Annotated in this window: 12 protein-coding genes and 1 pseudogene; 4 read left to right on the forward strand and 9 right to left on the reverse strand. The window is 74.2% G+C overall.

The features are described 5' to 3' along the window. Window positions 1-2: 2 nt before the first annotated feature. Genes MRQ36_RS23190 through MRQ36_RS23200 form a run of 3 tightly spaced genes read right to left on the reverse strand, consistent with a single transcriptional unit; the run spans window position 3 to window position 1,441 of the window. Window positions 3-164 (reverse strand): hypothetical protein, encoded by a 162-nt coding sequence (locus MRQ36_RS23190; protein ID WP_242798667.1) that lies wholly within the window; start codon window positions 162-164, stop codon window positions 3-5. Further along, the gene (locus tag MRQ36_RS23195; protein WP_242798669.1) at window positions 161-1,072 is read right to left on the reverse strand and encodes a hypothetical protein; all 912 of its coding nucleotides are present in this window, start codon (window positions 1,070-1,072) and stop codon (window positions 161-163) included. The genes MRQ36_RS23190 and MRQ36_RS23195 overlap by 4 nt, the downstream gene beginning before the upstream one ends. 48 nt (window positions 1,073-1,120) lie before the next feature. Continuing rightward, complete coding sequence (locus MRQ36_RS23200; protein ID WP_242798671.1) at window positions 1,121-1,441, reverse strand: multidrug efflux SMR transporter; 321 nt, start codon at window positions 1,439-1,441, stop codon at window positions 1,121-1,123. 181 nt (window positions 1,442-1,622) lie between these two features. Here MRQ36_RS23200 and MRQ36_RS23205 point away from each other — a divergent pair, with 181 nt between their 5' ends. Then, window positions 1,623-1,925, forward strand: coding sequence for a hypothetical protein (locus tag MRQ36_RS23205; protein ID WP_242798673.1), 303 nt, complete (start codon window positions 1,623-1,625; stop codon window positions 1,923-1,925). Window positions 1,926-2,078: 153 nt separating this feature from the next. On the opposite strand, the gene MRQ36_RS23210 is transcribed toward MRQ36_RS23205, so the two are convergent. After that, window positions 2,079-4,688 carry a glycoside hydrolase family 9 protein gene (locus MRQ36_RS23210; protein WP_242798675.1) on the reverse strand — a complete coding sequence of 870 codons (2,610 nt, stop codon included), beginning with the start codon at window positions 4,686-4,688 and terminating at the stop codon, window positions 2,079-2,081. 226 nt (window positions 4,689-4,914) lie between these two features. On the opposite strand from MRQ36_RS23210, the gene MRQ36_RS23215 reads away from it, so the two are divergent. Next, window positions 4,915-5,640 carry a PP2C family serine/threonine-protein phosphatase gene (locus tag MRQ36_RS23215; protein ID WP_242798677.1) on the forward strand — a complete coding sequence of 242 codons (726 nt, stop codon included), beginning with the start codon at window positions 4,915-4,917 and terminating at the stop codon, window positions 5,638-5,640. Between the two features lie 6 nt (window positions 5,641-5,646). On the opposite strand, the pseudogene MRQ36_RS23220 reads toward MRQ36_RS23215, so the two are convergent. Both MRQ36_RS23220 and MRQ36_RS23225 read right to left on the reverse strand, forming a co-directional pair. Continuing rightward, window positions 5,647-8,281: pseudogene (locus tag MRQ36_RS23220) on the reverse strand (ATP-dependent RNA helicase). A gap of 183 nt (window positions 8,282-8,464) precedes the next feature. Continuing rightward, window positions 8,465-9,289: a SigB/SigF/SigG family RNA polymerase sigma factor gene (locus MRQ36_RS23225; RefSeq protein WP_242798679.1), complete on the reverse strand. Its 825-nt coding sequence runs from the start codon at window positions 9,287-9,289 to the stop codon at window positions 8,465-8,467. A gap of 351 nt (window positions 9,290-9,640) precedes the next feature. Here MRQ36_RS23225 and MRQ36_RS23230 point away from each other — a divergent pair, with 351 nt between their 5' ends. Beyond that, entirely contained in the window at window positions 9,641-10,390 is a 750-nt protein-coding gene (locus MRQ36_RS23230; RefSeq protein ID WP_242798681.1) for a hypothetical protein, read from the forward strand. Here MRQ36_RS23230 and MRQ36_RS23235 read toward each other — a convergent pair. Further along, on the reverse strand, window positions 10,339-11,928 hold the full coding sequence (locus tag MRQ36_RS23235; RefSeq protein WP_242798683.1) for a phospholipase D-like domain-containing protein: 1,590 nt from the start codon (window positions 11,926-11,928) through the stop codon (window positions 10,339-10,341). The two genes, MRQ36_RS23230 and MRQ36_RS23235, sit on opposite strands and share 52 nt — an antisense overlap. 125 nt (window positions 11,929-12,053) lie before the next feature. Here MRQ36_RS23235 and MRQ36_RS33445 point away from each other — a divergent pair, with 125 nt between their 5' ends. Further along, window positions 12,054-12,182, forward strand: coding sequence for a hypothetical protein (locus MRQ36_RS33445; RefSeq protein WP_278187584.1), 129 nt, complete (start codon window positions 12,054-12,056; stop codon window positions 12,180-12,182). Between the two features lie 65 nt (window positions 12,183-12,247). Here the strand turns inward: MRQ36_RS33445 and MRQ36_RS23240 are convergent, their stop codons facing one another. Together MRQ36_RS23240 and MRQ36_RS23245 are read right to left on the reverse strand one after the other, a co-directional pair. Beyond that, the gene (locus tag MRQ36_RS23240; RefSeq protein ID WP_242798685.1) at window positions 12,248-13,234 is read right to left on the reverse strand and encodes a pirin family protein; all 987 of its coding nucleotides are present in this window, start codon (window positions 13,232-13,234) and stop codon (window positions 12,248-12,250) included. 10 nt (window positions 13,235-13,244) lie between these two features. After that, on the reverse strand, window positions 13,245-13,727 hold the full coding sequence (locus MRQ36_RS23245; protein ID WP_242798687.1) for a MarR family winged helix-turn-helix transcriptional regulator: 483 nt from the start codon (window positions 13,725-13,727) through the stop codon (window positions 13,245-13,247). Window positions 13,728-13,881 lie beyond the last annotated feature (154 nt).

Genomic DNA, 13,881 nt, shown 5'->3' on the forward strand with positions numbered 1-13,881 from the left:
CGTCAGCGCCGCCCCGGCGGTGGACCGCCGTACAGGTGCGCCCGGTCGTCCCGGTCCCGGGTCCACCGGGCCGCGCGGAACAGGTCGAGTCGGCCACGGAGGGTGGCGGCGGCGTCACGGCTGGTCCACCGCAGCCGGATCCGCTGCACCACCAGGCCGCTCACCCGTCCGCCGCCCCGGTCAGGCGTTCCGTCGCCAGGCAGGAGATCAGGCAGCGTTCCTTGGCGTCGCCGGTCAGCCGGGCCGTCCAGTCGGTGAAGCCGCCGTCGCCGACCTCCAGCGCGTCGCCGTGCAGGGTGAGGCGCAGCGCGGCGCCCCGGTAGTAGCCGCGCCCGCGTTGCCGCTCCGGCTCGTCGTGCAGCGGCACACCGTCGGCGCTGAGCGCCGGCCGGACCGTGTCGGCGAGCCGTTCCCCGAGGACCGGGTCCAGAACGGTGAGCCGCAGCCGGGGCGCGGCCGTGGGGCCCAGGTCGGCGAGGGCCGCGTGCCAGAAGGCGAGGTGCCGGACCAGCAGCCGCGCCTCGGTCCGCCCCGACCCGGTGTCCCGGGCGGTGGACACCAGCGTGAAGAGCCGGAAGTGCGCCGACGCCCCCGGGCCGAAGTCCTGCGCCCGCAGCACCCGGTGCGCGGCGGCCAGGTGCACCTCGTCGGCGTGCTGCCGGCGTACGGCTGCCTCCACCGCGAGGGCGTTCGTCGGGTCGCTCACCACCTCGGTGCCCCGCATGGTGCTGACGATCCGGTGCTGGCTGACCGGGGCGACGGCGGCGCAGGTGCCGAGCGGGGCGACCGGGGACAGTTCCACCCCCGCCACGTCGGCCGGCAGCAGCTCCCACAGCCGTCCCTCCACCCGCGACAGGGCGCGGGGGTCGACGTCCGCCGGTCGGACGAAGCGGTCCTCGCGCCAGCGCCGGACCACGTCCGCCGGACGTGCCGCCGCCGCGCGGTCGCCGGCGACCGCCAGCAGCGCGGTCCGCAGGTCGGCACCGGGCAGGCCGGCGAGTGCCGCACGGGTCCCCGTCGGCAGCGCCGCCCACACCCGGCGTTCCGCGCCGGTCCGTCCGTCTGCGTCCATGCCCGCCACCATCGCGTACGCGCCAGGGTGCGTCCACCCGGTTTCGGCCTAGTGCGCGCCACCGAGGTTCAGCACCACCACCCCGGCGATGACCAGTCCCGCCCCGATCACCTTGACCGCGCTCAGCGGCTCGTCGAGGAAGACCGCGCCGATGCCCACGATGGCCGCCGTGCCCAGCCCCGACCAGATCGCGTACGCGACGCCGACCGGGATCTCCTTGACGGTCAGGGAGAGCAGCCCGAACGACGACAGGTAGGCGACCGCCACACCGAGGGTGGGCCAGAGCCGGGTGAAGCCGTCGGTGGCCTTGAGCAGGCTGGTGCCGATCACCTCGGCGGCGATCGCGCCGAACAGGAAGAGGTACGCCATCAGCGGACCGTACCGGGGCGCCGGTCGGCCGCGCGGGAGGAACCGGACCGGCGCGCGGCGGGGACGGCCGCCTGCTGCCGGGGCCCGCACCGACCACGAAGGATCGTGCATCCACGGATCGTGGTCAGGACGAAGCCTCTACCGCAGGACCACACATCGTCCGGACAGAAGGGAATTCACCATGAAGAAGATGATGTACGCCGGGGGCGTCGTCGCCGCGTTCGCCGCGAGCCTCGCCGTCGCCGCGCCCGCCTCGGCCGCTCCGGCCAACGAGGGCGCGGCCTGCACCCAGGCCGGACTCGGCACGCTGAAGAGCCTCGGCCTGCTCCGGGCGGCGGCGCAGCAGAAGATCGACTACTCGACCCTGGCCGACCCGACGGCCGGCCCGATCTTCGCCGACCTGCCGGCCGGCTCGTACCTGTCGCTGGGCCAGGTCGTGAAGCTGCACCACACCAACCCGGAGCTGTTCGCCTGGTGCCGCTGACCCGTGGGCCCGGCGGCCGGAGCTGAGCCGACCGTGCCTCGATGCGAGTGGGGCCACCCTTTGCCGGGGTGGCCCCACTTTCACGGAAAGAGTGGCCTCCGAGCTTCCGGAGGCCACTCTTTCCGTGAAAATGCGCGGATCTGGGGAGGGGGGTCAGGAGAGGGTGCAGGCGGTGTTGTTGAGGGTGATCAGGGTGGGGTTGGGGTTGGGGCCGCCGGCCGTCGCCCCGTTCAGGCCGAAGGTGACCGTGCCGCCGGGAGCGATCTTCGCGTTCCACGAGAGGTTCTTCGCGGTGACCGTGGCGCCGGACTGGGCGACCTGCGCCGACCAGTAGCTGCTCACCTTCTGGTCGCCGGTGAACGCCCAGCGCAGGCTCCACCCGTCCACCGCCGTCGTGCCGGTGTTGCGGACGGTGACCTGGGTGGTGAAGCCGTCCGGCCAGCTGCCGTGGGTGGTGTAGGTGACCGCGCAGGTCGACGCCGGCACCGCCTTCGCGTCGCCCTGATCGGCGAGGAACGACGCGAGCCAGGCCAGCGCCGAGTTCCAGTTGATCGCCACCTCGTTGGTCGAGTACGAGTTGATGTCGTCCACGTAGCAGAACATCGGCTTGCAGCCGGCCAGCAGGTTCGCCGCGTACGGGTCCTGGATGCCGGCGTTGGCGCCACCGGCGAGGGAGCCGGCCGGCGGGTTCGGCAGGGCCGGGTCCAACTGGTGGGCGAAGATCCGGCTGTGCTGGTTGTGCGCGTTCTGCTCGCCCCAGCCGGTCACGTACGACATGTTCAGCGCGTTGCGGCCGAGCAGGTAGTCGGCGGTCTGCACCGCCCCGTCCCGGTACTTCGCGTCCCGGGTCAGGTCGAACGCGGTGGCCAGCACGACCGCGTTGTTGACGATGTTGCTGTTGCTGCCCCAGACATAGCTGGCCGCGTCACCCGGCAGCGGCAGCCCGTACGCCTGGGCGCGCAGCGCCGTCAGGTAGCGGTCGGCGGCGGCGGTCACCGAGGCCCGGACGCGGGTCTTCTCGGCGGCCGGCAGCCCGTTCGGCACGGTGGCCAGGTCGAGCCGGCCCAGCGCGCCGACGCTCTGCCACCCGAACGCGCCGCTGGCGTCGAAGACGTCGGCGGTGTGCAGCGGGGACGCGGTCAGGTCGGTCAGGTAGCTCTTCTCCCCGGTGGTCAGCCAGAGTTCGACGGCCGCCCAGTAGAACTCGTCGGCGACCTTGTCGTCCTCGTACGCGCCACCGCCGGTGCCGTCTGCCGCGCTGGCGAGGATCGCCGGGTGCGCCTTCGCCGCCGCGTAGGCGGTCTTCGCGGCCTTGCCGCAGCGGGCCGCGAACGCCGCGTCGTAGGGGGCGAACAGCCGGGCGCACTGGGCCGCGACGGCGGCCAGGTTGAGGGTGGCCGCGGTGGACGGCGGGTGCAGCTCGCGGGGCTGCGGGTCGTCCTGCGGGGCGAGCGGCAGGCCGGTCCACGCCTTGTCGTGGATCTTGTGGTGGGCCATCCCGGCGAGCGGCTGGCCGGCGGGCACCTGCATGCGCAGCAGGAACTCCAGCTCCCAGCGGGCCTCGTCGAGCACGTCGGGGACCTTGTTGCCGCGCTCGGGCACCCGCAGCGTCGCATCGCCCAGTGCGGCGCCGGCCGCCGCGGTCTCCGCGGTCTTGGTCCGCTCGAAGGCGTTGAGCAGCTGGTAGGTGGCGATGCCGCCGTTGACCACGTACTTGCCGTGGTCGCCGGCGTCGTACCAGCCGCCGCGCACGTCGAGGCGGTAGTCGCAGACGCCGGGCTGGCACGGCACGTCGGTGTCGCCCTGGTTGGGGGCCACGCCGAGGTGACCGGCCGGGCGGGCGTACGCGGCGCCGATCAGGTCGCCGTCGATCGGGGTGCCGCTGCGCTGGGCGTAGAAGAACTGGAGCGAGTCGGCGCGCAGCCGGTCGTAGAGGGTGCCGGAGATGTCGAACGGGTGGCTGGTCTCCCCGTCGACCGTCAGCCGGTAGCCGGTGCCGGGGGTGCGGAACGCCGAGAAGTCGACGGTCTGCACGTTCTGGTCCGATGCCGCGTCCACGCCGCGCGGGGTGGTCCGGCCGCTGGCCACCACCGCACCGGCGGCGGAGGTGAGCTGCCAGTCCAGCGGATCGGTGGCGGTGGTGACCACGGTGGCGTTCTTCGGGCCGCCGGGCAGGTAGCCGACCTGGTTGACCCGGACCCGTGGCCCGGTCTCCGGCTCGTACGGCGGGGCCGCCTCGCCACCGCGGAGCGAGACGTTGTCCAGGCAGAAGGTCTGCGCCGCCGCGTTGCCGCCGAGCTGGAAGACGAGCTGGGCGCCGGCGTTGTCGGCGGGGGCGGTGAACGTGGTGGTGACGTGGGTGGCGGTGCCGGTCGCGGTGGCGTCGACGCTGGCGTACGCGGTGTAGGGCGCGCTGCCCTGTTGCAGCACGGCCTTGACGGCCGCCCCGGGGGTGGCGGAGACGTCGAAGGAGAGCTGGTACTCGGCACCGGCGGTCAGCGGGACGGCGTCCTCGCCGATGCCCGCGTCCCACGGGTTCGCCAGGCCGCCGGCCACGGTGGTGCAGAGCCGGCCGTCGGTGACCGCGAGCGGTCCGGTGCCGTACGAGAACCAGGGCGCCACGCCGGCGCTGAAGTCACCGTTCTGGAGCTGTTCCGGGGCGTCCGGTGGCACCTCGGCGTGGGCCACGCCGGCGGTGGCGCCGGTGAGGACCAGGGTGGTGGCCGCGGCGAGCGCCGTGCGGCGACGTCGGGATAAGGTCACGGAGGTTCCTTCCGTGCAGGGGAGTGGGGGATGCGAGGCGGTAGAGCTGGGAGCGCTCCCAATACCAGCCAGATGTTTCCAGTGCGTCACCGGTCTGTCAATCGATCCGATCCGATGACCTGACCGGCTCCGGATCTGCCGGTCTCCAGTGAGATTCGCCGCGCCACGCGGCAACCTGCTGATCTCCTAGAGACAACCGAGGGCTTCGCCTGGCAGGCTGCCTCCCATGACCCTGAAGCTTCGTTCCGTGGGGGCGAGCGACCGTGGGCTGATCCGCAGCGGCAACCAGGACGCCCTCCACGCCGGCCGGTGGCTCGTCGCCGTCGCCGATGGCATGGGCGGCATGGCGGCCGGTGACCTGGCCAGCCGGATCGCCATCGACGCGGTCGGGCCGCTCGACCTGGAGACCCCCGAGGACGCGTTGGTCGCCGCCCTGCAGAGCGGGATCGAGCTGGCCACCGCGCGGATCCACCAGGCCGTCGTCGAGGACCCGGAACGCCAGGGCATGGGCACCACGCTGACCGCGCTGCTCTTCGCCCGTACCGGCAGCTGCCTGGCCCTGGCCCACGTCGGCGACTCCCGGGCCTATCTGTTCCGCGAGGGCGTGCTCAAGCAGGTCACCCGGGACGACACCTTCGTGCAGATGCTCGTCGACCAGGGCCTGATCACCGCCGACCAGGCCGCCAGCCACCCCCGCCGGGCGGTCGTGACGCAGGCGTTGCAGGGCGAGCAGGTGTCCCCGGCGTACGCGACGATGGTCCCCTGGGCCGGGGACCGCTGGCTGCTGTGCAGCGACGGCCTCTCCAACGTGGTCCGGGCCGACACCCTCGCCGAGGTGCTGGCCGGCTACCCCGACCGGGAGGCGTGCGCCCGGAAGCTGATCGACCTGGCCCTGCACGCCGGCGGCCCGGACAACGTCACCGTGGTGATCGCCGACATCGTCGACGAGTAGTCGCGGTCAGCGCCGCCGGGGGGTGGCGTGCCGGGTCGGTGCGGCGCTGGTCGGGTCCTCCGGCCAGGGGTGGCGCGGATAGCGTCCGCGCAGCTCCGCGCGGACCTGCGGATAGCCGACCCGCCAGAACGAGGCCAGGTCGGCGGTGACCGCCACCGGCCGGCCGGCGGGGGAGAGCAGGTGCAGCAGCACCGGCACCCGGCCGTCGGCCACCCGGGGCGCGTCCCGCCAGCCGAACGTCTCCTGGAGTTTCACCGCGAGCACCGGCGCGGCCGGATCGCCGTAGTCGACCCGGATCCGCGAGCCGCTGGGCACGTCGAGTCGCTCCGGGGCCAGCGCGTCCAGCCGGGCCGCCTGCGACCAGTCCAGCAGCCGGCGCAGCGCGCCGGCCACGTCGATCCGGGCGAGGTCCGCCCGGCGGCGGGCCCGGGCCAGTTCCGGGCCGAGCCAGCGGGGCGCGTCGGCCAGCAGCGCCTCGTCGGTCACCTCCGGCCAGCCGTCGCCGAGCGCGGACCGGCAGAACGCCAGCCGCTGCCGCAGCGCCGTGGCGGCCGGCGTCCAGGTCAGCAGGCCCAGGCCGCCCTGACGCAAGCCGGTCAGCACCGCCGTGGCGACCAGCTCCCGGTCCGGCGCGGCAGCGGCCGGTCCACCAGCTCGATCGCCCCGAGTCGGACCACCTCGCGGGCCACCACGTCCCCGCCGGACCAGCCGACCTCCCGCTCGGCGCGCAGCAGCGGGCCACCCGCCTCCGCGCGGTCGCCTCGTCCACCGGGGTCGCCAGGCGGACCCGGGCGGTCGGCGCGCCGGGGGAGCGGTCGGCCACCGCGACGGCCAGCCACGCGGACCCGGCCAGCCCCGACCCGGCCGCCAACTCCGCCGCGGTCCCGCCCACCATCAGGTACGACGACCCACCGGCCCGCCGGGCCCGGGCCAGCCGTTCCGGTACGCCAACCCGACCAGCAGCCCCGCGGCGAGATCGTCGGGGAGGCGGTCCCCGGCGGCCGGGGCACCCCTGGTGGGGCGGGCCACCTGGGGGTGCGGCCCGGGCGGTCGGGGCACCCTCGGCAGCCCCGTCCCGCCGGGTGCCGCTCCTGGCCGGCCCGGCGTCGCCGGCACCACCCCGGCCGGCAGTGCGGACCGCAGGCGGCGTACCTCGGTCCGCCAGCGGGCGGTGGCCGCCGCGTCGGTGCCGGTACGCAGCCGGCGCCACAGCGCCGCCAGGTCGTCGCCCGGACCTGCCACCGACTCCTCGGCCAGCAGCGCGACCACCTCGGCGGCCCGGTCCGCGCCCACCTGCTCCGCGCCGTCCAGCAGGGCACGGGCCAGCCGGGGGTGGGCCCCCGCCCCGGCGATGGCCCGGCCGCGCGGGGTGATGCGGCCCTTCCGGTCGATCGCGTCGAGCGTGCGCAACGTCTCCCGGCCACGGTCATCGCGGCCGCGGGTGGCGGGTCCGGCAGTGCGAGGCCGACGCCGTCGGGGCTGCCCCAGGCGGCCAGCTCCAGCGCGAAGCCGGTCAGGTCGGCGGTGGCGATCTCCGGCTCCGGCTGCGCGGGTAGCCGCGCGTGGGTGGCCTCCGACCAGCACCGGTAGACGTGTCCCGGGGCCTCCCGACCGGCCCGGCCGGCCCGCTGGGTGGCCGCCGCCCGGGAGACCGGGACGGTGACCAGCGCACCCAGCCCACGGGCCAGGTCCGTCCGGGGACCCGGCTCAGCCCGGCATCCACCACCACCCGCACGCCGGGCACCGTCGAGGCTGCTCTCCGCCACCGCGGTGGCCAGCACCACCCGGCGGCGGTCCGTCGCCCCGGGCGGTGCGGGCGCAGCGCGGCGTCCTGTGCCGCGCCCGAGAGCCGGCCGTGCAACGGCAGCACGTCGACCCGGCCCCGCAGGTCGGCCAACCGGCCCGCGACGGCGGCGATCTCCCCGCTGCCGGGGAGGAAGACCAGCAGGTCACCGTCGCGTTCGGTCAGGGCCCGCCGGACGGTGGCCGCCACGTGGTCGAGCAGGGCCCGGTCCACCCGGCCCGCGCCGGGCGGGGTCACCGGTCGGGGTGGCGGTGTCCAGATCCGGGTCACCGGGTGCAGCGCCGCCTCCGCCCGGACCACCGGGGCGGGTCGCCCGGCGTCGCCGAGCAGCGCGGCGAACCGGTCCGCCTGCGGGGTGGCCGACATGGCCAGCAGCCACAGGTCGGGGCGGAGCGTGCCGCGCGCCTCCACGGTGAAGGCGAGGGCCAGGTCGGCGTCGAGCTGTCGTTCGTGGCACTCGTCGAGCAGCACCGCGCCGACCCCGGGCAGCTCCGGGTCGCGGTGCAGCCGCCGGACCAGCAGGCCGGTGGTGACCACCTCGACGCGGGTGTCCGGGCCGACCCGGCGCTCGCCGCGGACCGCGTACCCGATGCGCCGGCCGACCCCCTCACCGAGCAGCCCGGCCATCCGGCGGGCGGCGGCACGGGCGGCGACCCGCCGGGGCTGCGCGACCAGCACGCGGCCGGTGACCTCGTCGGCGACGGCGAGCGGGGCGAGGGTGGTCTTGCCGGTACCGGGCGGCGCCACCAGGACGGCGCTGCCGGCGGCGTGGAGCGCCGCGACCAGTGCCGGCAGCACCGGACGGACCGGCAGCGCGAGTGTCACGTCGGAGAGCACACCCCACTCTCCCAGGTCGGCGGTCGCGGCTCCTGGTCACCGCCGCCCGTGCGGCCGGGGCGGCCGGTCGACAGCGGCCGGTGCCGGCCGGGCAGACGGAACGGCCCGGTCGGCGAACCGCCGACCGGGCCTCGTGGACGTGACGGTGACCGGGCCCGCCGACCCGGCCACCGTTCCCACCCCCTAGTACGTTCCGTCGAGCTGTCCCCGCAGCTTGGTCAGCGCCCGGGCGAGCAGCCGGGACACGTGCATCTGCGAGACGCCGATCTGGTCGGCGATCTGCGACTGGGTCAGGTTGCCGTAGAAGCGGAGGGTGAGGATCTTCTGCTCACGCTCGTCGAGGGTGGCCAGCGCCGGTCCCAGCGCGACCCGCAGCTCGGCCAGCTCGAACTCGCTGTCCTCACCGCCGAGCATGTCACCCAGCTCGGTCGCCCGCTCGCCGTCGCCGGTCGGGGTGGAGAGCGAGACCGCGTTGTAGGCGCGGGCGCCCTCCAGGCCCTCCAGGACCTCTTCCTCGGTGAGCTTGAGGTGGGCGGCGATGTCGGCGACCGTGGGCGAGCGGCCCAGCGTCTGCAGCAGGGTGCTGTTGGCGTCGGAGATGGCCAGCCGCAGCTCCTGGAGGCGACGCGGCACCCGGATGTCCCAGGTGCGGTCGCGGAAGTGCCGCTTGAGCTCGCCGATGATGGTCGGGATGGCGTAGCCGGCGAAGTCGACGCCGCGCGACGGGTCGAACTTGTCGATCGCCTTGATCAGGCCGACGGCGGCGGTCTGCGCGAGGTCGTCGGTGGGCTCGCCCCGGCCGCTGTAGCGGTGGGCGAGGTGGTTGGCGAGCGGCAGCCAGGCCTCGATCGCCCTGTCCCGCATGGCGGCGCGCGACGGGTGGTTCGCGGGCAGCGCGGCCATCGCGTTGAGCAGGTCGGCGGCGCTGTCGGTGAGGGCGCGCGGATCCAGCTTCCCGGTGGTGGACGGCGTTGTGGCCGCCTGCTCGCTGACGGTTTGCGCGGTCATGGGTGGTCCTCCCTGCACCTCGTCCGCGGAAAAATGACGTGACGCTTTGGTTTAGCTCCAGGTAGTACGTTCGGGAGTCACCTTAACCTGATCGTCTCTAGGAAATCTAGCCGAAAGTACGATGTACTTAAGTAATTTCCGGGCATGAAGGGCAAGAAAAGGGCATACCCAGCGGGTCTGTGATCACGGTTACCGGTCCGGAGGTTCGCCCTCGGGGTGGCCGTCCGGTCCACGGCGGACGCCGACCGGTCAACGTGAAACCCGACAGTCGGGCAGGAGTGTCGGCTTTCCGTCGTTGTTCCGTCCACGGGACCGCCCGTAGCGTCGCGGGTACACGTCTACGGAGGCACCGTGCTGGATCCCGCCGCCCCGCAACTCGTCGTCAACGCCCGCGTCCTGCTGGTGAGCTGGCTGCCGGCGGATCCCGACGCGGTCGCGGCGCTCGTCCCCGCCGGGCTGCGACCCCACCCCGACCGGCAGGTGTTCCTCTGCCAGTACGAGGTCGACGACGAGAGCCAGACGTCCGGCTTCGGGGCGTACTCGCTGACCTACCTGGGCGTGTCGCTGGCCGATCTTCAGCCGCCCGGCGGGGACACGCCGGGCGGCTGGTGGACCCACTACCTCGCCTCCAGCGCGCTGGTCCGCGACTACGCCGCCGCCCGGGGCGCCCCGGCAGCGGCCGGGCAGACCAGCGTCGAGGTGCGTCGGGGCATGCTGAGCACCCAGACCCGGGCGGCCGACGGCACCCCGTTGATCCGGGTGCGCGGCGGGGTGGGCCAGACCACCCACGTCAGCCACAGCGGGCACCACCGCTACGTCACCGCCCGCGACGGCGAACTGCTCGTCGCCGACTACCCGTACGTGGCGGAGCCGGTGTCGCCGTTCGAGATCGAGTCGGTGGAGTTCCTGGCACCGGAGCACTCCGCCTACCCGCTACGACCGGCGAACCCGCTCACCATCGCCTGGGGCTTCTATGCCCCGCGGTTGTCGTTCGCGTACCCCGGGCAGAGCGCGCCCGACGGCGCGCCGCCCGAGCCGGTCGCGGCGGGTCACCAGGTCCCGGCGCGCCGGGCCCGCAGCGGCCTGCCGTCCGGGTCGTAGACCAGCCGGTACGCCGGTAGCGCCCAGACGCGGGTGAGCCAGGGCAACCGCTCCGGCCGGTGCGGTCGCAGCCGCCCCGGTGGCCGGGGCCCGACCCGCCCCCCATCGTGCCACCGCTGCAACGCCTCCGCCGCGTCGGTGATCGCCTTGACCGCGGCGACCGGGTCGAGCAGGTCGTGGTCCTCGGCGCCGTCCGGGTCGCGGTCGAGGTGCTCGCGCCACAGTCGCAACCGCAGGTCGCGGGCGAAGACCCGGGCCCCGTCGCCCAGTCCGGCCGGGTCGACGGGGGCCCGGTCGTCACGGGTGTCGTCCAGCACCGCGCAGGACAGCTCGCTGTCGTGCGTCCAGGACCGGCGGTTGAAGTTGTCGCTGCCCACGCTCGACCAGACGTCGTCGACCACGCACACCTTGGCGTGCACATAGACCGGCGTGCCCTCGTGGTTCTCCACGTCGAAGACGTGCACCCGGTCCGGGGCGGCCCGCTGGCAGAGCGAGAGCGCCTGCTCCCGCCCCACCATGTTCGGCGGCAGGGCCAGCCGGCCGTCCACGTCCGGGTGGCGCGGCACCACGGCGACCAGGTGCAGCTCCGGGTGCTCCCGCAACGCCTGCGCGAAGAGTTCGGCCACCTCGCTGGACCAGAGGTACTGGTCCTCCAGGTAGATCAGCTTCCGGGCCCGGCGGACCGCCTTCGTGTAGCCCCGCGCCACGGTCCGCTCGCCGTCCGGGGCGAAGGAGTAGCGGGGCCGGACCGCCGGGTAGGTGCGCAGCACCTGGATCCGGTGCGGGCCGCAGGGCGGCGGATCGGCCGGCTGGTCGGGCAGCGGGTCCGGGGTCAGGTCCGACCCGCGCAGCCGGTCCCGCAGGTAGGCGAGGGGGTTCTCCGAGTCCAGCGGCATCGGGTCGGTCCACCGCTCGCGGAAGGTGGTGTCCAGCGCCCCGACCACCGGGCCGCGGACGGCGAGCTGCACGTCGTGCCAGGGCGGGTGCGGGCCGTACCGGGGCGACATGGCGACGGCCTGGCGGTCGCCGGCGTGGTCGGCGTCGTCCCGCCGGCTGTGGCACAGGTCGATCCCGCCGGCGAAGGCGATGTCCCGCTCCGGGGCGTCGGGGTGGCGCAGCACCACCAGCTTCTGGTGGTGCGAGCCGCCGCGCCGCACCCGCTGGTCGAGCAGCACCTCCCCGCCGGCCGCGCAGATCGCCTCGCTGAGGCTGCGGTTCTCCGACTCGCTGTAGGAGAGCGCGTCGAGGTGGGAGCGCCAGATCAGGCCCTTCACCACCACCCCACGCTGGGCGGCCTGCGCGAAGAGCTGCGTGACGGTCGGCCCGTCCGGCCGCATCCGCTGGTCGGGGTCGCCCCGCCAGTCGGTGAAGAACAGGTGGTCGCCGGCCTGCAACGCCTCGACCTCGCGGACCAGGCGGTCGAAGTACGCCGCGCCGTGAATCAACGGCTCGGCGAGGTTTCCCGTCGTCCAGACGGGTAACTCTGAGACCGGGTTGGCGCGTTCTGCTGCGGTCAGGAACCAGTCCTGCATCGCCACGTACCTCCCCTCCCGAGGTCGACAACGTCCTCACGGTAGGGCCCCCGCGACGGCTCCGCACGACATGCGCCGCCGTGGCACCCCACCGGACCCCTCAGACGCGAGAAACTCAAGGAGGCAACACCATGTCCGCCGAGACGACGAACGCCGTGTCCGAGTACCGCGAGCCGGCGGTGGAGGGTGAACGGGGCGTGCTGGTGGCGGTGTTGCTGATGGTGATCCTCGGGGTGGCGGGCATCTTCGCCGTCTCCTGAGCGCGACGACGCCGAGCGACGGGCGTCCCGGGTGACACCGGGACGCCCGTGCCGGTACGGGGCGATCAGGGACGGACGTCCTGGCCGCCGGTGTGCGGCAGGCGCTCGGCCGGCACCACACCGAGCTTGCCGGCCTTGAAGTCCTCGAACGCCTGGACCAGCTCGTCGCGGGTGTTCATCACGAACGGGCCGTAGTGCGCCACCGGCTCCCGGATCGGCTGCCCGCCCATGATGTAGAGCTCCAGGGTCGGGGTGTTGCCGTCCTGCTGGGCGTCCGCGGTCACCCGCAGCGCGTCGCCGGGCCCGTGCACCGCGAGCTGGCCGAGGTGGATCGGCCGGCGGTCGGTGCCGACGGTGCCCCGGCCGGCCAGCACGTAGACCAGCGCGTTGAAGTCCGGGCGCCAGGGCAGGTCCAGTTCGGCGCCGGGCTGGAGCGTGACGTGGGTGATGGTGATCGGGGTGTGGGTCGAGCCCGGCCCCCGGTGCCCGGCGACCTCACCGGCGATGACCCGGATCAGCGCGCCCCCGTCGGGGGTGGTCAGCAGCGCCGACTCCTTGCCGCGGATGTCCTGGTAGCGCGGCGGATTCATCTTGGCGACCCGGGGCAGGTTGACCCAGAGCTGGAGGCCGTGGAAGAGGCCCCCGCTGGCCACCAGGTGCTCCGGCGGCGCCTCGATGTGCAGCAGGCCGCTGGCAGCCGTCATCCACTGGGTGTCGCCGTCGGTGATGGTGCCACCGCCGCCCAGCGAGTCCTGGTGGTCCATGATCCCGTCGATCATGTAGGTCACCGTCTCGAAGCCGCGGTGCGGGTGCCAGGGGGTGCCCTTCGGCTCGCCCGGCGCATAGTCCACCTCGCCCATCTGGTCGAGGTGGATGAACGGGTCCAGCTCGGTCAGCGGCACGCCGGCGAAGGCCCGGCGGACCGGGAACCCCTCACCCTCGTAGCCGCTGGGCGCGGTGGTCAGCCGGCGGACCGGCCGGAAGGTGGTGGACTCGTCGAGCCGGGGGAGGCGGGGCAGGACGAGGACGTCGTCGACGGTGATGGCGGGCATCTCGGGCTCCTTAGTTGTCGGCCGGGGTGGACGACACGTCGCGGGCGGCGCGCAGGCGCCGGCCGATCCGTTCGAAGACCCGGGTGAGGCAGGCGACCTCGGCGTCGTCGAGGTCGTCCATGAGGTGGGTACGCACCGACGCCAGGTGGTGCGGCGCGGCCTCCCGGAGGGCGAGCAGCCCGGCGGCGGTGAGCACCGCCTCGCTGCCCCGGCGGTCGTCCGGGCACGACTGCCGCGCGACCAGGCCGCGCTTCTGCATCGAGGAGATCTGGTACGTCAGCCGGCTCGGTGAGAAGACCAGTCGACCCGCCAGCTCGCCCATCCGCAGCCGCTGCCCCGGTGCTTCGGAGAGCAGCACCAGCACGTGGTAGTCGGCGAAGGTCAGCTCGCTCGCGGTGCGCAGGTCCTCCTCGAGCTGCGTGAACAACCGCTGGCTCGACTCGATGTAGGCCCGCCAGGCGATCGTCCGCTCGGGGCTCAGGCTCTCGGTCACGAGCGCAACAGTAGCACAATTTAAAATTTGAACAAGCCCCCCTGGGTTGGTCTGATCTGCTGCTCGTTCATGCTTGACGCGGGCGCTTTCGTGATTTGAACCAGTTCTGTGGAGCGGGCCGTTCGAGACAGGGCGACGCCCCGGCGCGGATCGC

It is taken from the genome of Micromonospora sp. R77, assembly GCF_022747945.1.
Taxonomy (GTDB): domain Bacteria; phylum Actinomycetota; class Actinomycetes; order Mycobacteriales; family Micromonosporaceae; genus Micromonospora.